The organism is Lamprobacter sp. (assembly GCF_034860625.1).
GTDB lineage: Bacteria > Pseudomonadota > Gammaproteobacteria > Chromatiales > Chromatiaceae > Lamprobacter.
Map to the genome: position 1 here is coordinate 1 of NZ_JAYESN010000082.1, position 19,695 is coordinate 19,695.

Annotated in this window: 21 protein-coding genes; 7 read left to right on the top strand and 14 right to left on the bottom strand. The window is 64.5% G+C overall.

Features of this window, described 5'->3' with window-relative positions:
• Positions 1-133: 133 nt before the first annotated feature.
• A complete protein-coding gene (locus VBE63_RS17945; protein WP_323684388.1) occupies positions 134-1,246 on the bottom strand; it encodes an ARPP-1 family domain-containing protein in 1,113 nt (370 codons plus the stop codon).
• 225 nt (positions 1,247-1,471) lie between these two features.
• Here VBE63_RS17945 and VBE63_RS17950 point away from each other — a divergent pair, with 225 nt between their 5' ends.
• The gene (locus VBE63_RS17950) at positions 1,472-1,831 is read left to right on the top strand and encodes a hypothetical protein (RefSeq protein WP_323684389.1); all 360 of its coding nucleotides are present in this window, start codon (positions 1,472-1,474) and stop codon (positions 1,829-1,831) included.
• A gap of 157 nt (positions 1,832-1,988) precedes the next feature.
• Here VBE63_RS17950 and VBE63_RS17955 read toward each other — a convergent pair whose 3' ends face one another.
• From VBE63_RS17955 to VBE63_RS18000, 10 genes are all read right to left on the bottom strand, one after another.
• Complete coding sequence (locus tag VBE63_RS17955; RefSeq protein ID WP_323684390.1) at positions 1,989-2,336, bottom strand: NfeD family protein; 348 nt, start codon at positions 2,334-2,336, stop codon at positions 1,989-1,991.
• Positions 2,337-2,461: 125 nt separating this feature from the next.
• Positions 2,462-2,659 carry a hypothetical protein gene (locus tag VBE63_RS17960; protein ID WP_323684391.1) on the bottom strand — a complete coding sequence of 66 codons (198 nt, stop codon included), beginning with the start codon at positions 2,657-2,659 and terminating at the stop codon, positions 2,462-2,464.
• Positions 2,660-2,978: 319 nt separating this feature from the next.
• Positions 2,979-3,353, bottom strand: a complete 375-nt coding sequence (locus tag VBE63_RS17965; protein WP_323684392.1) for a hypothetical protein — start codon at positions 3,351-3,353, stop codon at positions 2,979-2,981.
• Between the two features lie 85 nt (positions 3,354-3,438).
• Entirely contained in the window at positions 3,439-4,383 is a 945-nt protein-coding gene (locus VBE63_RS17970; protein ID WP_323684393.1) for a hypothetical protein, read from the bottom strand.
• A 27-nt stretch (positions 4,384-4,410) separates the two neighbouring features.
• Positions 4,411-4,551, bottom strand: a complete 141-nt coding sequence (locus VBE63_RS17975) for a hypothetical protein (protein ID WP_323684394.1) — start codon at positions 4,549-4,551, stop codon at positions 4,411-4,413.
• Positions 4,552-4,659: 108 nt separating this feature from the next.
• The gene (locus VBE63_RS17980) at positions 4,660-5,967 is read right to left on the bottom strand and encodes a type II toxin-antitoxin system HipA family toxin (protein ID WP_323684395.1); all 1,308 of its coding nucleotides are present in this window, start codon (positions 5,965-5,967) and stop codon (positions 4,660-4,662) included.
• A complete protein-coding gene (locus VBE63_RS17985) occupies positions 5,964-6,278 on the bottom strand; it encodes an XRE family transcriptional regulator (RefSeq protein ID WP_323684396.1) in 315 nt (104 codons plus the stop codon). Before VBE63_RS17985 ends, VBE63_RS17980 begins: the two co-directional genes overlap by 4 nt.
• A gap of 154 nt (positions 6,279-6,432) precedes the next feature.
• Complete coding sequence (locus VBE63_RS17990; protein ID WP_323684397.1) at positions 6,433-8,697, bottom strand: AAA family ATPase; 2,265 nt, start codon at positions 8,695-8,697, stop codon at positions 6,433-6,435.
• 203 nt (positions 8,698-8,900) lie between these two features.
• On the bottom strand, positions 8,901-11,456 hold the full coding sequence (locus tag VBE63_RS17995) for a TIGR02452 family protein (protein ID WP_323684398.1): 2,556 nt from the start codon (positions 11,454-11,456) through the stop codon (positions 8,901-8,903).
• Between the two features lie 345 nt (positions 11,457-11,801).
• Positions 11,802-12,866, bottom strand: coding sequence for a WYL domain-containing protein (locus VBE63_RS18000; RefSeq protein ID WP_323684399.1), 1,065 nt, complete (start codon positions 12,864-12,866; stop codon positions 11,802-11,804).
• A 64-nt stretch (positions 12,867-12,930) separates the two neighbouring features.
• Between VBE63_RS18000 and VBE63_RS18005 the strand changes: the two genes are divergently transcribed.
• Together VBE63_RS18005 and VBE63_RS18010 are read left to right on the top strand one after the other, a co-directional pair.
• Positions 12,931-13,371 carry a hypothetical protein gene (locus tag VBE63_RS18005; protein ID WP_323684400.1) on the top strand — a complete coding sequence of 147 codons (441 nt, stop codon included), beginning with the start codon at positions 12,931-12,933 and terminating at the stop codon, positions 13,369-13,371.
• 126 nt (positions 13,372-13,497) lie between these two features.
• The gene (locus tag VBE63_RS18010) at positions 13,498-14,733 is read left to right on the top strand and encodes a PcfJ domain-containing protein (RefSeq protein ID WP_323684401.1); all 1,236 of its coding nucleotides are present in this window, start codon (positions 13,498-13,500) and stop codon (positions 14,731-14,733) included.
• Positions 14,734-14,740: 7 nt separating this feature from the next.
• Here the strand turns inward: VBE63_RS18010 and VBE63_RS18015 are convergent, their stop codons facing one another.
• Positions 14,741-15,016, bottom strand: coding sequence for a hypothetical protein (locus tag VBE63_RS18015; protein ID WP_323684402.1), 276 nt, complete (start codon positions 15,014-15,016; stop codon positions 14,741-14,743).
• Complete coding sequence (locus VBE63_RS18020) at positions 15,013-15,630, bottom strand: hypothetical protein (protein WP_323684403.1); 618 nt, start codon at positions 15,628-15,630, stop codon at positions 15,013-15,015. The genes VBE63_RS18015 and VBE63_RS18020 overlap by 4 nt, the downstream gene beginning before the upstream one ends.
• Positions 15,631-15,810: 180 nt before the next feature.
• Between VBE63_RS18020 and VBE63_RS18025 the strand changes: the two genes are divergently transcribed.
• The 4 genes from VBE63_RS18025 (at position 15,811) to VBE63_RS18040 (ending at position 18,803) form a co-directional block, all read left to right on the top strand.
• Positions 15,811-16,695: an HAD-IA family hydrolase gene (locus VBE63_RS18025; RefSeq protein WP_323684404.1), complete on the top strand. Its 885-nt coding sequence runs from the start codon at positions 15,811-15,813 to the stop codon at positions 16,693-16,695.
• 97 nt (positions 16,696-16,792) lie between these two features.
• A complete protein-coding gene (locus VBE63_RS18030) occupies positions 16,793-17,572 on the top strand; it encodes a secretin N-terminal domain-containing protein (RefSeq protein WP_323684405.1) in 780 nt (259 codons plus the stop codon).
• Positions 17,573-17,622: 50 nt separating this feature from the next.
• The gene (locus VBE63_RS18035; RefSeq protein ID WP_323684406.1) at positions 17,623-18,207 is read left to right on the top strand and encodes a YqiA/YcfP family alpha/beta fold hydrolase; all 585 of its coding nucleotides are present in this window, start codon (positions 17,623-17,625) and stop codon (positions 18,205-18,207) included.
• 143 nt (positions 18,208-18,350) lie between these two features.
• Positions 18,351-18,803, top strand: a complete 453-nt coding sequence (locus tag VBE63_RS18040; protein WP_323684407.1) for an alpha/beta hydrolase — start codon at positions 18,351-18,353, stop codon at positions 18,801-18,803.
• Between the two features lie 263 nt (positions 18,804-19,066).
• On the opposite strand, the gene VBE63_RS18045 is transcribed toward VBE63_RS18040, so the two are convergent.
• A partial coding sequence (locus VBE63_RS18045) for an alpha/beta fold hydrolase (RefSeq protein WP_323684408.1) occupies positions 19,067-19,695 on the bottom strand: 629 nt, incomplete at its 5' end.

The window sequence follows — 19,695 nt, forward strand, 5'->3', positions numbered from 1 at the left end:
CGGTGGACGACAAAACCTGTCGTACAGCGTTGGAAAGAGTGGATCGGTCGCCGCCCGGCGCTGATGTAGCCTGCGCCCGACGTCGGCCGATGCCTTTAACCCCGCCCGCCAGGCGCGGACGGGGCCTCAAACGCTAGGGCAGCCAGCGCCGGCGCTGCGAGGGCCGCACGATCCGGCTCGAGCGGGTGCGTTCACCGGAGTGCCCTCGGAGCTCGTGCTGATCCGCCGGGAAGGCACACAGGTGTACCAGTCTCCCCTGCGCCGACAAGGCGCCACCCGCCACCTCGTCTCCTTCCAGACGCAGATCGTCACCGAGCCCGAGCGCGTTGAACGCACGTGTCGGCGCTGCGGCCAAACGGTTCAGAAACAGGCCGGCGGCATCGAGCGGCGTGATCGGCGGAGCGGCTGTCGCAGCGCTCGTTTCGCCCGAAGAGGCCTGCGGAGGCTGCCCGTGTGCGTCTGCGTCATCAGCAAACAGGTCAGCCGTCGATGGCCGCCGCTGCCGGTGGCCGGCGATCTTCGCATCCAGCGCATCCAGCGCGCAGCTCTGGATCAACTTCGGCAGCACCGCGGCACAGGTCTGCTCGCAGTCGAACAGATCCAGGCTGATGACCGTCCCATTGAGCAAAAAGGCAACCCCCAGTTGCCCGGGGACGGTGCGAAACGCCCGTTCGTACTGCGCCAGTTCCTCGCTGCGGCTTTCATACATGGCTGCGGCGGCACCTGTGCCCGAGCGGGCCTGAAAGCGGGCCGATTTATCGCGGATGTCATCCCACACCGCAATCTGATCGGACTGGCGCGAGCCGACACGGTGCATGGTTCGGCTGACCTGCGCCGCCTTACGCCCGCGGCCTTCAGCGTAGTGGGTACGCTCGGCGCTGCGGAACTCCGAGGAGTCCTGGCGCCAACGTCCCGCCTCGACGCAGGAGACCGGGATCTCGAGTTGGGTGCGGGCGGGGGCCAAGACGCTCAGGTTGAGGATACGGTTTTGCTTGGCGCCGATCAGCTCCTCACCGTCGAGCAGAAGCACGGGCTGCTCAGCATCATTCACAAACCGCAGCGTCGGCACGCTGCCGGCCTCCGAGACCTCGGTGACACGCGCGGTGCGCTGCTCGAGCGCCTGATCGAGCAACAGGTAGTCGGGCTCAGCCAGCCCGGTGCCCAGCAAGGGGATCATGACCAGGCCGTCGTGGGACTGTTCGAGGCCGAGTTGGATGCCGGAGAGGGTAGATGCGATCACGGTCATGGCGGGTCTCCTGTGTTGACCGCCTCAGTAGAACAGACCTGCGCGTCATCCCCTGTCGCATCCCTGGCGCCACAAGCAGGTACAATCGATGCGATCGCTGACCTGCGAGGGACGAAGACATGGCGCGGATGTTTCCCGACACACTCGGCTCGGACCAGTTCGAGACCGCTGGCGAGGCGCACTTCTACGCCTTCCTGCGCGATCATGCGTGTGGTGGTCGCCGTAATGAACCCTGCGACGGACAACCTGACGATCGCGCTGGACGACAACCAGAACATCTACGGCCAGACACGCCACTGGGCGCAACTGCGGATCAAGGCCCGTCAAAGCCTTCCGGTGCTGCACCGCAGCTACCGTGCGACCCGGCAACTCCGCCGTTTTAGCGACAACCTCGCCGGTATCGCTCCAGCCGAGGATGCACCGCAACTCGATCTCTTCCCGCCAAGCCCGGCCTTCGACGAACCCTTACCGCAGCTGCGGGCCTTTTCTGACCTGCCTGCCCTACTCCACTGGCTTGGGGACGCCGTCCGCCAGCAGTTCGACGCTGGCCACCCGGCGATTCAGCAGCGCTCAGGGTCATGGTGATCATTTGACGCCAACCGGCTTCAGATGCCATGGAATCGAGGCATTTAACGCTCAACACGGCGCTGGCTGGTCACCCACATGTTCTTGCCGGCGCATGCCAGCGAAGGATGACGTTGGGCTTATCGGCGACGTTGCTCGTCAGAAGACGCCGCCTCCACTACGGTGGAGTGTCGCGCACGGGATTCGCTTTCGGTTCCACCCGCAAACGCCCACCCTCGATACCGCGCACGATCACCTGCTCCCCAGATCTCAGCTGTCGTTCGCAGAGCGCCGCATAGGTGGTATCGGCGACCCGCCCGCGCCCGGCCTCGAATGCGGAGGTGACCTGTAAGGTTTGGCCAATCAGGCCGCTCAGCTCTTGGTTGATCGGCCGGGCCGCAACAAGACGACCACCACGGCGCTGGGCCAGCAGTCCCAGTCCAATCGCGCTCATCATGGCGGAAGCGAACACCAGCAGCTGCGCGGTGACTGACAACGCCGGAAACACTATCAACACCAAGCTCACGATCAGCGCTCCGACTCCGATCCAGAGCAGTTACAGACCTGGCAAGAGCAGTTCGAGGACGATGAGCAGCACGCCCGCCAGACCCCAGTAACCCGGCGACGCGAAGAGGATCTCCAAGGGCTCCTTCATCCTCTCGGAGACCGATCTGGCGCCCCAACCTTGAGCAGTTCGGCCACCCCGGCGACCGCGCCGGTAATTCCCGAAGCTTCGATCGGAAGCATGACCAGCTTGCTGTTCTCAGCGCCGCCAATCCCTTGCAGGGCCTCGACGTATTTCAGGCCCAAGAAGTACTGCACCGCTTGAATGATAGAACACCACGCCATCGGCGATGACGGCGGCATTGTCCCGGGTAATCACCGTCTGCTCGGGGACATCAAGCACCTGCTCCATCACCGGAATCTAGAGGACCTGGTTCGACAAGGCCTGTCGCCATGGTCGTCTATGCTGAGACAGTGAAAGCCCACGGGCCGCACCACGCAATCGTCAGGCAGATCGGCAGATCGATTCATCACAAGCAGCATCACGACATGCGCCACCCCCGCAGGATCTGAATTGGCTGCTGGCCAACCTCGACGCCATCCAACCCGCTTGGGGAATGACATCCTTGTCACCCCGCTGCCCATGGGGCAAAAGACCGCCGCGTTAGGCCGCGCAACGCATGGGCACTGGCTCAGCGGCGGCTTGGCGGTGCTCGGCGGCGCAGCGAACACAGCCCAACTCAGGTGCAGCAGGCTGCGGGTTGATCCCGACGGGAGCAGGTTGGTTGGTGGATCGGTGATCGCTGAACACTGAGATCTGCGGATCGCGATACCAGCCTGCGGGCTTGGCGCCATCGGTCACGACGCCAAAATGCCGACTGCCCATGAGGTCGACAAGATCGCGCTCGACGGTGCGACGGCAGACGTTGAAATCAGGACCTCGATTGATCAGTCGTTGGTGTAGCTCTGAAACACTGAGCTTGCGGGGGTACTTGGGCAAGAGAAGATACAGTTCAACGACACGATCAAGCTGCAGCATGGGCGATCTCCTATGGTTTGCGACAACGGATTTATTGTATCCTTGAGGATAACAGTTATAAATACCATGAGTGATCGCCCTCTGTTCACCGGCGTTTGACGCTGACCTCAAAGGGGCCGTCATCCTCCATCTGCCAGGTGCTGTTGAAGTCCGCAGTGACACCCCCGGCGGTCGCTGCCCCTCCTCCCAAGACCTGCAGGCGGAAGCCGCCGCGCTCACCGATCCAGGACAGGATGCGCAGCGCGGCCTCATTGGAGAGCGCCGCGTTGAGGCTGTAAGGCCCGAACTCGACGTGATAGAACATCGCCAAGGCGGGTCGCGCGGCGAACAGCTCATCGGCGCTCAGCGCGATCGTGGGCAGGGTTTGTGGATGCTCCGCGACAGAGCGACGGTCCTGTTCCAATAAGCGCTCCATCAGATCCGGCACGAGCGGCTGGAAGTGCTCACAGAGGGCGAGGATGATCTCCAGCGGATACTCGGTCTCCCAGATCCGTCCCTCCAGACCCGCCAGCCCCCTGGTGTGCGCAAACAGTCTCGGTCCCGTGGCGTTGACCAGACAGCAGGGCTCGCCTGGGGCGCTGAGCAGGCAATGATCGCCGCCGGGTTGGGCGCGTGGCAGCTCGTCCGCTGAGAGCGCTGAAAAGTTGTCACGCACCAAGCGCCAAAGCTCCAAACGGCTCGCGCCTTGGTTCAGGCGCTCCTGCACCCGTGCGATGGCGCGCGGGTCGAAAACCAAGTAGGCATTGACGCCATAACCGACCGATAAGCCCAGCACATGTCCGTGCAGAGAAAACGACGACCGATGCCCCCCGATCCTGATCACTTGCGCTGCAGCCTGTTGTGCGTCAAGCGCGGGATCAAGGCGCAAGCTGATCCTGGCCTCCAAGCCGTTGTGGCGCGCTGAGACGACCGTCGCCATCCCCTGCAGGGCACGTTCCGCGTAAAACACCCGGCATCCATCCAAGCGTTCGAGAAACAGCAGGGTTTGTGCCGCGCTGGCAGTCTCTGAGCGGTGATTCCACTCATCCATCCGGATACCTCTTTGGTGTTCAGGTGCTCAGTGAGCGGTCAAGGCGTCACAGAGCATCGTTGCAATCAGTCGATGGCTGCTCGCCGTGTAGCCGCCGCCTAAGACCACGGCCAGTGGAATGCCGGCCGCCGCAAGGCTCTGCAGCACCAAGCGGTCGCGCTCACGCATTCCCTCCTCGGAGACATCGAGCAGACCCAGCGGGTCACCGGAGCATCAGTGCATCAGTGCAAGTACCGGGCGCGGATCATCCTGTCTTGAAGAAGCATCCACGCCGATTCATGCACTCGCGTCCGCCAGCAATCCCTGATTCGCTAGACGCACGTCCTCCAGCCGGCGCTGGATCAGCCGGATGCTGTCGTCGCCAACGCCGAGCCCTTTGGCGATCTCGCCAAAGCCGCTGATGCACTCGACCACCTCGGCAATGACCGCGCGCGCCTGTCGCCAGTGCGCGAAATTGGCCTGAGCCGCCAGTCGTTGCATCGCTTTGCGAGGTGGTGCCTTGCCAAAACCGGCAAAGGCCGTGGCATGCTCGCCATAGGGACCGGGACTGAAGGTGGCATCGTAGAAGGGGCTTGGCCGCCACTGTCCCTGGTCGTCTTGCAGAAACGCCCAGTTCTTGCTGTGATCATCCTGATTCAGCGCAAAGAGGTTGAACACCGCCCGGCGGAACTGCGCCTGTCCGACCGCCGGGCTGTGACAGAGCAGGCTGCTGGCCTTGATCAGATCCTCGTAATCGAGGCTGGGCATGCGAAAATCCGCATCCAGCAGGCCGCACGCGCTGTGCAGATGCCAGCGTCCGCCAGCCCCATTGGTGTCGAAACGCTCCACGGCCAGCCAGTGCCTTGCCCCCGAGGCGGTCGGCGCATCCAGCAGTCGCCAATTCGCGACCTCGATGTCCGCCTGCCGTGCCATGGTCAGGTAAGCGGCTTCGCAGAGCCCTTCTTCATGGCCAAGCGGCAGGCTGCTGGAGGTGAATTTCACCAGATAGGCGGTGCGACCTGGGCCAGGGGCCGAGCTACAGCGGTCGTTGTCTGTCTCCGACAGATACAACTGGGCCTTGGGTCTGGCTCCGCCCGAGCTACCGACCCGGACCAGCTCAGCCAGCACCTCGGTGGTCTGTCCCTCGTAGAGGGCCTGTGCGTGTAAGCCAAGTTCACCGAGGTCGATGCGCGTCTCCGTCGCCGCGGGCTGCAGCGACGAGGGCGGCTCGTAAGACAAGGCCCCCAGACCGCGGTCGGCGACGAAGGCGAGCCGATCCAGCGCGGTGACCTGCGCCGGCGCAATCCCCGCCTGACGAAACACCCGGTCCATCAGCAACAAGCCCCAGCCATCGGGCAATGAGTCGGCGAACACCCCTTGCAGCCCGGCATGCGGCGTGCGCGGGGCGGCCTGCAGCGACGCATCGAACCTCAGGCCAAAGGGCGAGAGATTCGCAAAACGCGCCAGATAATCGCCGGCGTACTGAAAAAAGACGCCCTGTCGGTTCTGCGCCAGGACACCAACGCGGTGACGGCGGCCATCACCGAGGGTGCGCCAAACGTCCAACCGATTGACGCGCTCGACGCTCATTGCGCCAACGCTCATTGCGCCAACACCTCCTCGATGCTGGCGGGAACCTTGGGCGGCGGATCGGTCAGGCCCTGCAAGCGACTGAGGTCGTCGACGCTTTGCCATAAGAGCAGGAATTGACGCAGCGAGATCTGGCCCGTGGTTTCAAATTTCTTGATCGTCGGCGCCGGTACCGTGCTGCGCGCGGCCAGGGCGTTGCGCGAGAGCTTCAGCATCCTGCGTCGTGCCTTGATCCAAGCGGACAAGGATTGCTGCACATCAGCGGCTGAGTGTAAGGAGAACTGACCCATGGCCGTAAAGGATATGTGGATGTCTTTTCTGATCAATAATTTCTCAATTAGAGACCATCATATCCCACTCGTTCAAGCCAACAAAGAACGCACTTCTCCATGGATGATTGGGACGCCGCTGTCACCCAGCAGGGTTCTTGTGCATTGACCCCGCCGCCAACCGACGGGGCCATGCCATCAACGACGCAGGCTAGGCCCCCTGCATCTCCCCCACCCCACGCGCCTTGAGCTGACATTCCGCCACCAACTGCCGTAGGAAGACCTCCGGAGTCAGGCGCTCGCCGAGCAAGCGCTGCTGCCGGCAGACGGTGCCAAAGTCGCCCGGAGTCAGGTTATCCAACCGCTGCAGATGTCGGCTGAGGGTGATCGGCACCTCGGCCTGCGCATCCCCCAACGCCTCGCGCGCAAACAGCCGTTGGCGCTGCTCCGGGTTCAGTGCGCGGAACTGCAGCTTGATCTCGAAGCGCCGCAGGGCGGCGGCATCGATGCCGCTCATCAGATTGGTCGCGGCGATGAAGATGCCCGGATAGCGCTCCATCTGCTGCAACAGCTCATTGACCTGAGTGCGCTCCCAGGAGCGCTGTGCCTGACGCCGATCGGCCAGGAAGCTATCAACCTCATCGAGCAACAGTACGGAGCGTGCAGGATCAACACTGGCAAACAGGCGCGCCAGGTTCTGCTCCGTCTCCCCGACATAAGCCGAGATCAGGTCCGAGGCCTGACGGGCGATCAGTTCCCGATCCAGCGCTTCCGCCAGCACCTCAGCGAACTGGGTTTTGCCGGTCCCAGGTGGTCCGTAAAAGCACAGCCGCCCCTGCCCTTCGCGCTCCAGCGCGTGCACCAAGGCACTCGGCTGGATGCTGCCAGCGAGGTTCAGATAGGCGACATCGAACTGCGTCGCCGACTCGCGCCGGCGTGGCGCCGGACTGCCGTGCAGCAGTTGGCGCAGTGAGGCCACGCCGGCACGCACGCTCGCCTCGACCGGCGCATCGGGCTGCAGATCGACCAGTCGCCGGGCGGCGCCGAGTTGGGCTGGCAGCAGCGCGTCATCGGCCGCTAACTCATCGAGCAGCGCCGGCGACAATTCCAATGCCCCGAGATGCCGCTCGGCCTGTTGCCGGCGCACCGAGCGCGGCGGTGTGACGAAGGCCAGCGGCAGCAGGAAGCGTCGCTGAAAGGCCGCATCCATGCCCTGGGTCTGGTTGGTGATCCAGATGGTCGGCACCGGGTTCTCTTCCAGGATGCGATTCATCCAGCCCTTCTGCTCACCGCTTGGCCCTCGCCCGCTGAGCAGCGCGAAGAGATCCTGACGCGCGGTGATCACGTCCTCGACCTCATCGAAGAGGATCACCGCGTCACGGCGCGTGGCCAACAGGCGCTGTGCGAGTTGGTAAGCGGCCAGACGCCCCCGGCGATTGAGTCCACCCTCGTCGTCATCGGCGCTGCGCACCTGATAGGCGCTGAGTCCGGCAGCGGCGATCAGGCTCCGGGCCAGTTCGGTCTTACCGGTGCCAGGCGGGCCGTAGAACAAGGCGTTGACACCCACCTCACCCGTCTGCACAGCGCGCTGTAGCACCGTCTGTACGCGGTGAGCGGGTGCCTGCAGGTGCGGAAAGGTGCTTAACGGCCACTGCGGCGGCGGTGCCGGCTCGATGAGCTTGGTCAACAAAGCCGCTTCCGTCTCCGGCTCGGCCTCGAACAACTCGACCAGCAGATCGCTCGGGGTCAGGTAGTCTTCCAGATCGGTGCGCATCGAGCGACCGACCTCGATCAGGCCCAGGGCCTGCAGCGACGCGCGCTTGAGCAGGGCGGCGCGCAGCGCGGATTCCGGCAATCCGAGCAGGGCGGCCATGTCGGTGCGCAGCGCCTTGGTGATCTGCGGTCCTTGTCGGGCCTCGTTGAGCAACTGGCGCAGATCCCGGCTGGATTCGCGCAGCTCGAGGAAATCGAGCAAGCGCACGGCACTGCTGTCGAGGTCGAGGCAGCGACCGAGCAGCGCGGCGGTGGGTGCGTCCTCGGCTTGGTCATCGACCGCCGCCAGTGGCACCAGCACCGCTCGCGTCAGACCAGCGTAGAACTGGCGCAACAAGCGCAACTTCGGCCGCCCTCGGCGCGGCGTGCCGCCCATGAAGGCCGGCAGGCCGACGTCCTTCTCGTCGTCTTCTTCGTTGAGTGCTGGCCGGGCCTTGCGCTTGAGCCCATTCAGGGCGCGCTGAGTCCGCTGGCTGAGTTCGGCGTCGGTGGTGTCAAGCGTGGCATCGAACTGGCCAATGACGCCCGGTTGCAGCAGGCACTGGGTGAGATACCAGAGCGCGCGCAGAAAGTCGCTATCCTCGAGGCGATCCTGCAGCCCGGTATCGCTGAGAAAGAGTTGCAGACTGAAGCGCGCCAGGCGTCGGCTGCGAACGGGGACTTGGTCGAGATCCTGACGGATGAGGGTATCACTGTGACTCATGGGGCCTCCTGGAGCGCTGGATGGGGTGTCATCGAGCCTAGTCTGCCAGGGGGATGGGACAGGAGCTGTCGTGTGGGTGTCGCGACGCAGGGCAATGTGCGACATCCCGGGCGCGGCGGGGCCTTGGTGCGGGGTTTGGCCAACTGCGTTTCGAACGCGCTCAGGCGTTGGAGGCGATCATCGTCAGCAGCACGCTGCTTGAATCAAGCTGGATACAGCGTCCGCTCAATCCCAAACTCACGCTCCGGCTGCTGACCCGCCTTGACCACGAACAGATCGAACTCGCGCAGCGGATTGGAGGAGACCCAGCCGATGTCGCGCTCAAGCTGAGCAGCGTCCAAACCGGCCACCAGCTGCTGGGCGAAGGCGATGATGGGCCGATAGAGCATGGGCTTGGTGTAAAGATAGCGCGTCCTGTTCTCGCCCTCGCCGCGTAGATCCGCCTCGGTAAAGTTCTCGGGTAGCGTTGGCAGGGCCGCGCGCAGCCAGCCAAGCTGGAGAAACAGTCGCGAGAGCACGATGTCCGGCTTGATCACCGGGAACCCGAGATCCATCAAGAGATGGAGGCTAGTGAGATCACCCCGATAGCCCTGGTGGTCGAGGCGTTCGAGCATCTGCCAGATGCCAGCCGGGTCAATCGGCAGCCCACTGGTGATGAAGCTGAGCGCCGTCTCATCCGGATAGAGTTCAAAGTAGTGTTTAAACGCCCGGGCGACGGTGATTAGCTTCTTCAGCTTGGGAATGTTCGCGACCGTCTGCTTGCCCTCAAAAGGTCCGGTCCGGTGGCGGAAATCCTCGACGCAGCGGCCAGCTTTGACGACGCTGTGCCCCTTGTTCTCCAAATTCCAACAGGGATCAGAGAACCACCGGTAGTCATCGAACAGCGGGGTCAGATCCTCAACCTCGGTGGTGGCGATCTGGGCGCGGATGCCGGAATAGCGGGTCTTGGTCCACAGGTGATGCCAGAGTTGTGTGCGCGCCTCCGGCGTTGGCGAACGATAGTGCTCGAGGTTGGCCCGGTCACAGATCGCCAGTATCCGCTCACGAAAGCGGGCTTGATGGTTGCGATGCGCGGGACTGTGCATCGCCTCGCCCTCGGCACGGGTGGCCTCTTCATAGACCCGGGTCCGCAGCGCCCGGTAGGTCTCACGGGCCTGCTCGATCACCTCGGCGGTGGGATCGGGATCAGCGTCCTTGGCGCTGATCGATGGCTGGGATCGGTGACTGGCCCGTAAGAAGTCGGGAATCGCGTCATCGGCCGCCTGACGGTGGCCATCATCCGCCTCATCAGGGGCGGGCATCTTCATCATCACCATCGGCGCCGGGGATTGGCTAGCGGCCGCGCGGATGAACTGCTCGCGGAAGATCTCAGCCGTGCGCTCATCATGGATCGCAAAGACGACCGAGCGAAAGACATCCTCGAAATCCTGCTGCAAGGCGTCGACAAACAGCCGGGCGATGAGTGTTGGGCCGTTGCCGTAGGTGCCGCAGCCCCAGGCGCCGAGGATAACATGGTGATGCCCATAGGCCCGTGCACAGGCCAGGACATGGCGGATGCGCCGAGCCATCACCTCGGTGATCTCATCGCGCCGCTGCGGGGTGCGTTGTTCGACCGCGCGGGCATTGACAGCGCTCGCACTGATGAAGGCGCAGCTGTAGGGCTGCTCCAACAGGTGGCCGTCGGCGTCGCGAAACACCGGCACCGCGGGGGCGTAAATCAGATGATCGGAGTGAAACGGATCGCGATCCTGATGCTGCTCATAGAACGCGCGGGCCTGCTCCAGCTCCAGGCAGCGCAGCAATCCACTGGCGCCAACCAGGGTCTGCTCCTGACCGCGACCGCCACGGCGAAAGCTGCCTCCGGGCTCATAGGCGTCGGCAAAGCTGAGCACGACCAGCGAACGCCGCTGGTCTGCCGCCAGTGACTGCATGACCTGCAAGGTCGGCGCATGCTGGACCTCGATGCGCGTCTGCCCACGCTGACGGGGCTTGCGGATCACCGGAAACGCGGCATCCGGTGCATAGGCCTTGGTCCCCTGAACGGCCTGCGCGAGCGCCGGGCCGATCTTGACCGGGCGCCCCAAGGCGTTTTGATACTGGCCGCTCTTAAGAATCTCCAGGGTCTCCTCGGCCAGAGCCCGTGCTCGCTGCTTGGGATCATCGAAGGCGTGCAATGCGAGCAGGATCTCGTCGTCGCTCTTCTGGGCCAGTTCGCGAATCAGCTGGCTGAACAGTCTCGGCCGCTGCAGGATGATGCCGCGCACGTCACCGGCGAGTTTTCCGGCGAGTGCCAGCAACAGATCCGGATCATCATCCAAGGTATCAGCGAGCGCGCAGATCACGCCTTCTTGCGGTGGCGCCTTTTTGCCGTGCTCGATGTTGGAGAGATGGGCCGGCGCCAAGCCAATGCGCTCGGCGACCTGCCGCAAGCCATAGCGACGATCGGTCTGTCGCAGTTGCTCACGGCGTGCCTTGATGTGGGCGCCAAAGGCCGGATGCGTGGCGGGCCTGACCTCGGCCTCGAGCTTGGCGCTGGGCGCCGGTAGCAGGTTCGGATCGAGCTGCAACAGTTCGGCGAGTAGGACTCTGGTCTGCGCGTCTATCGCCACGTCGACGCCCCGTTCGAGTGCCAGGAGATCGCAGGCCGAGAGGCCGAGGGTGTCGCAGAGATGGGCGAGCGTGAAGGCGGGATCGCGGCGTTGGCGTTCGAGCCGTCGAGCGCGCAGCTGCTCGCCGAACTGGCGAAGGGAGGTCGTCATGGCGGGCGCGTCGGTGATGAGTCAGGGGCCAGTCTGTGGCTCGGCCGCGACCGGATCGGTCGCATGGAGCCTTGGGGTGGATGTCGAGCGAGTGGCGAACAGCACACAGCTCGAACGGATCGATCATAGCCGCCGATGGGGGATGACGTGAACCGAATGACGACTGTCGCGGGCTGACCATGCGGCGCTTGGCAGGATCTCACTCTGGCGCGCCGCTGGTGTCCCAGTCCGCCGTGGTCAGGCATCCCGGACCGACGCTGTCGCCAGTGACGCTGACCTTGGCGCTAAGCCACCCGTGACGCCCTGAATGCCAGCAGGATATCGTCATCGATCGAGAACGAGAGATCACGCAGGATCGGACGGATCGCTCAGCGCGGTCGTCTCCTGCACATACACATCCGCCATTTTGCGCGTCTGCTCGGCGAGCACATGACGCAGTTCGGTCGGCGCCAACACCTCCAGCTTGTCCCCCGCTCCCAGCAGCCAGCGCAGCAGCTGGCCCGTCTGGGGCAGCTCAGCCTCGATGCGCAGGTCAAACGCCGAGTCGTCCGGCTCGTCCTCCCAGACTTGCTCGTCACTGAGCGGACAGGCCAGCAGCAGCTGGGTTAGATAGCCGCGCACGCGGATGACCAAGCGGATCTGTTCTCCCTGCCCGAAATCGACCTTGCCCTCGGCGATGGCCTGGTCCAGATCAAAGTTCGGCGCGGCGCGCACCGGGCGCTGCGGCTCGGCCTTGGCGCGGATGAGCCGATGCAAGGCATAGAACCGCAGCTGGTCTTCATCGTTCTTGAGCGCGAACAGGTAGGGAATCGGCCCACGCTGGACCAGCGCTTGTGGATGCAGCAGCGGTGTGCTGCGCTCGCCGGCGGCGTTGCGATAGGTGACCTGCAGGGCACAGTGCTGGGCCAGCGCGCTGATCACCGCCTGCAAGACGTGCGGATAGAGCTCGACCGGACGCAGGCGCAGGCTGTCGGGGACCACGCGCAGTTGCTGATCGCTGAGCAGCGGTTGGTCGCGCTCATAGAGCAGACGCTCCCAGAGCCGGTCGAGCTGGCGTTTGGGCACCGCCTCGGCCACCAGATCCTGAAGTTGTCGCAGCGTGTAATCCCAGATCAGCGCATCGTCATCGAGGGCATGGGTGGTGCGTCGATAACGCAGCGGTTTGCCGCCAGGGTTCACCGCCTCGATCCGCCCGTCCTTGACCAGAGTCTCCAGGTCACGCTGCAGGGCGCGGCGGCGGCTGGCCGGGCTGCCGGTGCCATAGGTGGTGTTGAGGATCTCGAGCAGGCGGGCGCCGTCGAGACAGTCAGTGGCCTTGGTGCGGGGCTTGGGCAACAGGGCCTCGAGCCGGCGCAGACGTTGGATGCGATCGTAGTTGGCAGCGCTCATGGGACGAGTATAGGCGATCATGAGACAAGGGCTGTCGTATCGATGCGGTCTAATGCGCCTTGTCAACCACACCGAGGTATTGTCCATGTCCCGTCAAAACCGCTCTCTGTCCTCGCGCGAACTGCTGAACCGCATCGGTCTGAATGAGGAGGCGCCGAATAGCCTGATCCAGGATGAGTCGCTGGATGATCTGCTGGGTGACTTGGAGGGGGATCTCGGCGCGGTGCTGCGGGAGCGCTATGCGCTGCTGAACCAGCCGCATCCGTTCAAGCCCGGCGATCTGGTGTGCTGGAAGCCGGGGCTGAGGAACCGCCGGCTGCCGGCCTATGGCACACCGGCGGTGGTACTGGAAGTGCTCGATCCGGCGATTCTGGATACGGAACAGGAGAGCGGCAGCACCTATTTCCGCGAGCCGCTGAATCTGGTGTTGGGGGTGTTCTGGGATCGCGAGCCGGGGCGCGGCGATTTCGCCGCCTTTCATTTTGATGGACGACGGTTCGAGGCCTGGGACCCGAAGACGGCCTGAGCCCGGCGAGCGCCCTGATCCCCGGATGATCCAGACCGAACAGCGACCAGGCCTCCAGCCATCGGGGTCGCTGCGCAGTCGCCAGCAGCATCGGAGGCGGGGCTTCTTCTTATACACTACGGCCTCATGGACCCCCTCCCATCAGCCCTGACCTGGCGCCTGCAGGCCTGGCTCGCGGAACGCCGACAGGATCGCCGTGGCTCGGCGGCGCCCAGCGCACGGCCAGGCTATGCCTGGGACCCGGAGGCGCAGATCCTGCTCGTCGACTATTCGGCGCTGCTCGGTCACGACTGCCTGCATGCGGTCAGTGACTGGGCCTCGGGCTTCGTCACCCTACGCTGTGCCGAGGGGGTGTTTGAGGTCGGCAGCATCAGTGATCTGTGGCTGCCGTTTCAGCGTGATCATGCTGAGGCCGGCTTCCGGCACTGGTTTGCGACCCTGCCGGGGGAGTTGGCCCATGCGCTGGAGCCGTTGCCGTCGCGCCGGTATGCGTTGGCGGTACTGGCGCAGCGTTCCCAGGCGGTGCGGGATCTGATCCTGTCCAATGTCAATCTGTGCTTCCTGCTGCATCAGTTTGCCGAGACCCATGCGTTTTCCGAACAGACGCTGATCGAGATCGCTGGGAGCAAACAGACCGAGATCCTGATCGAGTTGGGGCTTCCGCCGTATCGGCGCGTGCTCAAGTTGATCAGGAAGCTGCGCGTCGGTGAATTCGATGCCTATGAGGCCACGCGGGTGTTACGCGTGCTGCGCGACGAGACGCTCTGCGATGCATTGGTGCATGAGCGGGTCTTGAGCTGCCGGATGGTGAAGATCCTCGAGGACTATCCCTGGACGGCCGGACGTCCGCTGCTGCGGTTGCTGTGTGAGGCGCCCAATCGCACCCTGCGCGAATGGATCAACGACAGCCTGCGCATGGGCGGTGAGGCGGCGCTGCGGGAGTTACGCCGCTGCGATCGCCCGTCGCAGGTGCGACGCCTGCATGAGCGCTTGATCCTGGCGCAGATCGCGCAGGAGGGCAATCGTCTGCGACGCTACGATGCCAGCGGTCATGCCCTGGACTTCCCGCCAGCCCCGTTCGCCGATACAGAACACATCCAGGCCATCAGGACACCGGATGAACTGCAGTTGGAAACCCAGTTGATGCGCCATTGCGTCGCTTCCTACATCAACCGGATCTACGATGGTCACTATGCGGTCTACAAGGTGTTGGCGCCGCAGCGCCTGACCTTGGGGCTGAGCCTGCGCCACGGCCGTGCGTCACTGGATCAGCTGAAGGGCGAGGCCAACCAAGCGCCGAGTCCTGAGGCGCAGGCGGCGGTTGAGCAGTGGCTGCATGAGCAGGTGAAGATCACTCGGTAATGAAGCGCTAATCCCCGGAAACTCGGTCGGCGATCAAACGCTGCAGCGCATCGGCATCGAGCGGCCGCAGACCAATCAAAGCGCCGATCGCGTTGCCGAGTTCACGATCGCCCGACATCAGCAGCAGCGCCGAGAGTGCGGCGATGAAGGCCCTCGCACGCGCCGCCTCGGTTGGCTCGCCCTGGGCCTCGGTGAGCGCCTTGCGGATGAGCCGCAGATCGATCACCTCGAGCGTCTCGACGGGGCCGTCCAGCGCCATCTGGTCCAAGGGATCTTGGGTCATGCCCTCGCCTCCTGCAGCCGGAGGTCGCTGAATGGCTCGAGCTCGGCCGCATCCGTCAGGCCCGCGTCGGTCGCGGCGCGGCGTTTGGCGATCTCGGTCTGCAACGCTTGGCCAAAGCTGGCCTTGACCTGCAACCAGTCGCGCGGCTGGATGCTAATCGGCGCCGGCTCGGGAAAGTCCTTGAACCAGGGGCCATAGGAGGGGCCGAGCACCTGCTCGCGCTCGGCCGCTAGCACTGCCAGATCGGCCTGTTTGACCAGGCGAGGCTCGGGATAGGCCAGCCCGAAGACCTCGGCGACCAGGGCACTGATGCGCGCCTCGACCGCCTTATACTCCGGCATCACCTGTTTCAGCGGACTGACCATGTCACCGATATAGGCCTCGGCGGCGTCGTGCAGCAGGCCCTCGAGCCGCAGCTCAGGCGGCAGCAACTCAGCGACATGCAGCGAGTGCTGGGCAACGCTGTACGGAAACAGCGCGGCACCGTTGAAGCGGTTCATCAGCGACAGCGAATGGATGATGTCCTCCAAACGGACCATCGCCGGCTGCGGATCGCGCAGGTCGAAGGCGATGCCGGAGTAGGTGTGGATGTGAACAGGATCGATGTCGGTCATGATGTGCGAGAAAAACCGCCTGTTGTCAGTGCCAGTCCCGACGCCAGGCGATCAAGCAGCGATGAGGGTGATCCATCGCCGATGGACGGCTCGACCATGATACGGGATCACCCAAGGCTCATGGCGCGGTGCCACGCTGAACAATCAATCGCGTGAGATCCAGGTTAAGGCGAGACGCCGATGAGACACCTTGCACCCCTGATTGACCTGCCCTCCCTGCGTGCCCGCTATGAGGGGTTCCTGCTCGATGCCTATGGGGTGCTGGTCGATCGTGAGCGCGCCCTGCCCGGCGCGGTTGCGCTGATCGAGGAGTTGGAGCGCACCGGCTGTCCCTGGCGGGTGCTCACCAATGCCGCCAGTTGCTTGCCGGAGCAGCTCAGTGAGACCTTCGCCGCCTTGGGACTGTCGATCCCGGCCGAGCGCATTCTGACCTCGGGCGCGCTGTTGGCCGAGCCTTCGGTGAGTGGTGATCTGCGCGGTGTGCGAGCCTTGGTCTTGGGTCCCGAGGGCGCGCGCCGCTATGCCGAGCGTGCGGGCGTGATCCCAGTCCCATTCGAGGAGGCGCTCGAGGCCGAGGCGCTCATCATCGCCGATCAGCAGGGACTGCGCTGGCCCGAGCACATGGATCTGGCCGCAAGCCTCTTAGTGCGTCGGCTCGATGCCGGTCTGCCGCTGCGGCTGTTGCTCTGCAATCCCGATCTACTCTATCCAGTGGCGCCTGGGCGGGTCGGCCTCACCGCCGGGGCCTTGGCGGCGATGCTCGAGGCGATCATCCGCGAGCGTTGGCCCGATCAGGGCGTCGGCTTCCTGCGCCTCGGCAAGCCGGCACCGGCGCTGTTTGAGATCGCCCGTCGCCAGCTCGGTGTCACGCGGTTGGTGATGCTCGGCGATCAGCTTGCCACCGATATCGCCGGTGCCCAGGCCGCGGGCATCGATGCGGTGCTGGTCGGTAGCGGGTTGGCGCCCAGGTCTGCAAGGGCAGCCACCAGCGTTCTTCCGACCTGGGTCCTGCCGTCGCTTGCGGTCGCGTCCAATCGGACCGGACGCCAACGCGAGGCTCAATGAGTGTGCCGGCGCGCTCTTACCGGTCCTTCAACCCCCTCAACCGCTGGCGTGAACGGCTGGACGCACACAACAGTCAACAAAGCGACGATCGACCCTCATGAGAACGAACAGCCAACCGCAAACAGCCGTCTGGTGGCAGACCCTGTTGAGCCTCTTGATCGGGCTGGCCATCGCTCAGCCCATCCTCGCCGACGAGGCCCGGGAAGTGGCCTATCTGCCGGTGTCTTCCCAGCCCGCCGAGCAACTGCTCGAGGTGCTCCGGCCACTGGTCGGCGGCGGCACGCTGATGGCCCATGGCGATCAGCTGATCGTGCAGGGCACGCCCACGGAGATCGCGACCCTGCGCGAGGCGCTGGAACGGCTTGACCGCGCACCGCGACGACTCATGCTCGAGGTGCGCCTCGCCGAGCAGTCGCTGGCGGATACCGAATCGGGGCATCGCAGCGGCGCGCGTGTGATCGGCACCCGTCGCCAAGAGGAGCTGCTGCAGCGCGTACAGACACTCGATGGGCGCCCAGCGCGGATTCAAACCGGCGACTGGCGCCCGCTGACGACACTGGCGGGCGTCTGGGCGCGGCAAGGCGGTGTGGTGTTTGATCACCAGGGTCAGTCGACGACCAGCGGCTTCGATGCCATCGCCCGAACCCATGGCAACGCTGTCACGGTCGACCTCTACCAACAGCTCGAGCAGGCGCAACCGAGTGGCCGGCTGCGAGGTTCGTCGGCACAGACGACGCTGAGCGGCCCCTTGGACACCTGGCTCGAGGTGGGGGGCACGCAGCGACGGCGGGAGCGCAACGTCAGACGCTGGTCGAACGCGGACGCCGACGAGCGGCACCTGCAGCTGCGGGTGCGTCTGCTTGACGCGTCCCCTTGACGAGCCAGCCTAGGCACCCACACCACGGCCCCTGTAACCGGAGTCTGACCATGGCCCTGATCCTCTATCTGCATGGCTTTGCCAGCGGACCCAAGCCCAACAGCCCCAAGGTCGATCTGCTGCGTTCCCTCGGCCATGAAGTCCGTTGTCTGGACACACAGGGCGGCTATCGGCCCGAGGACTATCTTCGCGCTACCGAGTCTGAGCTGGCGAAATCGCCCAGGTTCGACCTGTTGGTCGGCAGCAGCCTGGGTGGATTCTGGGTGCGTTACTTGGGTGCACGGCACGGCTACCCCTGGATTGGCTTGAATCCGGCCTTGCGTCCATCGGCAACACTGGCGCGGTACCAGGGCCGCTTGCAGCGCTTTGATGTTGAGGCGAACTTCGACTGGACCTTGGAGGATGCCCTCGCCTATCGGGCCTATGAGGAGGAGCCGGTGGATGCATCGGTGCCGAGGCTGATCCTGGTCGCGGCGGACGATGAGGTCGTCGATGCACAGGAGACCCAGGCGTTGGCCTCCGGGAGCGCGCTGCACATTCTTGCGCAGGGTGGTCATGAGTTGGCCAATACTGCCGATTATGCCAATCGGGTTGCCGAATTCATCGTCAGGGTCACGGCAAGACGCGGTGCCTGAAGCCGAAGCCATGCGAATGACGAGCAGCATCTATCGGCGCTGCACATGTGCATCGGCCGCAAGGCCGCAGACCTGGATGTGGATGTGGATGTGGACTGAGCATGAAGGCCCCTGCCGCTGCTCGCCTGTGATCCAATGATCTGATGCTCGCCAAACTCACCTCACTGCTGTTCATGGCCCTGCTCGGCCTGCTGCTCGGCCTCTTAGGGCGTTCGTTCGGCGGTGCGGTGGCGACCTGGCTGGCGGCGCGGACCTCACCGGCGGCCTTGATCGTCGAATCCAGCTTCGATCGGATGCAGAGCCTGGCGAAGGTGCATGATCCGCTGCTCTCGCGCCTGGTCCCGCTGCGGGTGACGTTCCCGGCTGTTGAGCAGATGACGTCCGCGCAAGCTCCCCTGCTGATCCTGCACCGCCCCGATGATGAGATCGTGCCGGTTCAGCTGGGGCGCCGACTCTATGGGGCGGCTCCAGAGCCAAAACGCTTCGTCGAGCTGCGCGGTGGCCATAATGAGGGGTTCCTGCGCTCACAGCCCCAGTATCAGCAGGCGCTGGGCGCTTTTTTGGATCAGATCACCGGGCCGGGTCGCCTTCAGTGAACCGTGGCTGACGCGGTCACACCGAGAGGGTCATGGCTTTTCAAATGCTTCACCTGCAGGCATCGAACGCGGCCTTCCAGGTGGCCATGCCCACTGACTCCACTCTGCAGCGGGCCGATGACGCCCTCGCCGCCGGCCGCGAGGAGATCACCAGATCGGGTCCGCAGATCGCGCGTAGACAAGACATCGGGGTATCCCTTCAAAGGGCGCTCAATCAAACGGTGTTCACACAGCGTATACCGATAGCCAGCAGTGAATCGCAGTCACTTTGCTGCGGGAACCACCGCGTTGAGCCAATCCGAGATGATCTCGATCAGCCCCGCCTCCTGATCGTCGAAGAAATGATCAGCACCCGCAACTTGCACCTGTCGGTAACCAGCGTTGCCGCCAGCGGCTTCGGCCCGGGATGGGGCACCCGAGACGACGGCCTCCAGATCATGCTGACCGAATAGATCCAAGGTCGGCACCGCCACGCGGCCGATTAGGTCGGCGTTGTCGAGCCCCGCGTGCTGGCTGCCACTAGACAGACCGATAGCAACGAAAGCCGCCACGGCCTGTGGATGGTTGGCCAGATAGTGGTTGCTCATCGTAGCACCCAGGCTATGAGCGACAATGGCGATGCGGTCTTCGCCCTGAGCGCGCAGAAACGCGATCGCCGCATCGAGGCGCGGCGCAACCTCATCCATGAGCGCGGCATAGTCGGCGGCATTGGCGTCGTTCGGGAGAACGGGCATCTGCAACGACAGCGTGCTCCAGCCCTGTTCGGGCAAGCCGACACGCAGCGGATAGACCACCTGCGGCCAGTTCGGATGCACACCGATGCCATGCACGATCACGGCAGCTTGGTCGGTGTCCGCATCAGCTTCGGTGTAGAGGCCGAGGACGCTGTGTC

Coding starts and splice junctions, on each gene's coding strand:
- VBE63_RS17945 (WP_323684388.1), bottom strand. CDS start 1,246: ATGACCGTGATCGCATCTACCCTCTCCGGCATCCAACTCGGCCTCGAA.
- VBE63_RS17950 (WP_323684389.1), top strand. CDS start 1,472: ATGAACCCTGCGACGGACAACCTGACGATCGCGCTGGACGACAACCAG.
- VBE63_RS17960 (WP_323684391.1), bottom strand. CDS start 2,659: ATGGCGTGGTGTTCTATCATTCAAGCGGTGCAGTACTTCTTGGGCCTG.
- VBE63_RS17965 (WP_323684392.1), bottom strand. CDS start 3,353: ATGCTGCAGCTTGATCGTGTCGTTGAACTGTATCTTCTCTTGCCCAAG.
- VBE63_RS17970 (WP_323684393.1), bottom strand. CDS start 4,383: ATGGATGAGTGGAATCACCGCTCAGAGACTGCCAGCGCGGCACAAACC.
- VBE63_RS17975 (WP_323684394.1), bottom strand. CDS start 4,551: ATGCGTGAGCGCGACCGCTTGGTGCTGCAGAGCCTTGCGGCGGCCGGC.
- VBE63_RS17980 (WP_323684395.1), bottom strand. CDS start 5,967: ATGAGCGTTGGCGCAATGAGCGTCGAGCGCGTCAATCGGTTGGACGTT.
- VBE63_RS17990 (WP_323684397.1), bottom strand. CDS start 8,697: ATGAGTCACAGTGATACCCTCATCCGTCAGGATCTCGACCAAGTCCCC.
- VBE63_RS17995 (WP_323684398.1), bottom strand. CDS start 11,456: ATGACGACCTCCCTTCGCCAGTTCGGCGAGCAGCTGCGCGCTCGACGG.
- VBE63_RS18000 (WP_323684399.1), bottom strand. CDS start 12,866: ATGATCGCCTATACTCGTCCCATGAGCGCTGCCAACTACGATCGCATC.
- VBE63_RS18005 (WP_323684400.1), top strand. CDS start 12,931: ATGTCCCGTCAAAACCGCTCTCTGTCCTCGCGCGAACTGCTGAACCGC.
- VBE63_RS18010 (WP_323684401.1), top strand. CDS start 13,498: ATGGACCCCCTCCCATCAGCCCTGACCTGGCGCCTGCAGGCCTGGCTC.
- VBE63_RS18015 (WP_323684402.1), bottom strand. CDS start 15,016: ATGACCCAAGATCCCTTGGACCAGATGGCGCTGGACGGCCCCGTCGAG.
- VBE63_RS18020 (WP_323684403.1), bottom strand. CDS start 15,630: ATGACCGACATCGATCCTGTTCACATCCACACCTACTCCGGCATCGCC.
- VBE63_RS18025 (WP_323684404.1), top strand. CDS start 15,811: ATGAGACACCTTGCACCCCTGATTGACCTGCCCTCCCTGCGTGCCCGC.
- VBE63_RS18030 (WP_323684405.1), top strand. CDS start 16,793: ATGAGAACGAACAGCCAACCGCAAACAGCCGTCTGGTGGCAGACCCTG.
- VBE63_RS18035 (WP_323684406.1), top strand. CDS start 17,623: ATGGCCCTGATCCTCTATCTGCATGGCTTTGCCAGCGGACCCAAGCCC.
- VBE63_RS18040 (WP_323684407.1), top strand. CDS start 18,351: ATGCTCGCCAAACTCACCTCACTGCTGTTCATGGCCCTGCTCGGCCTG.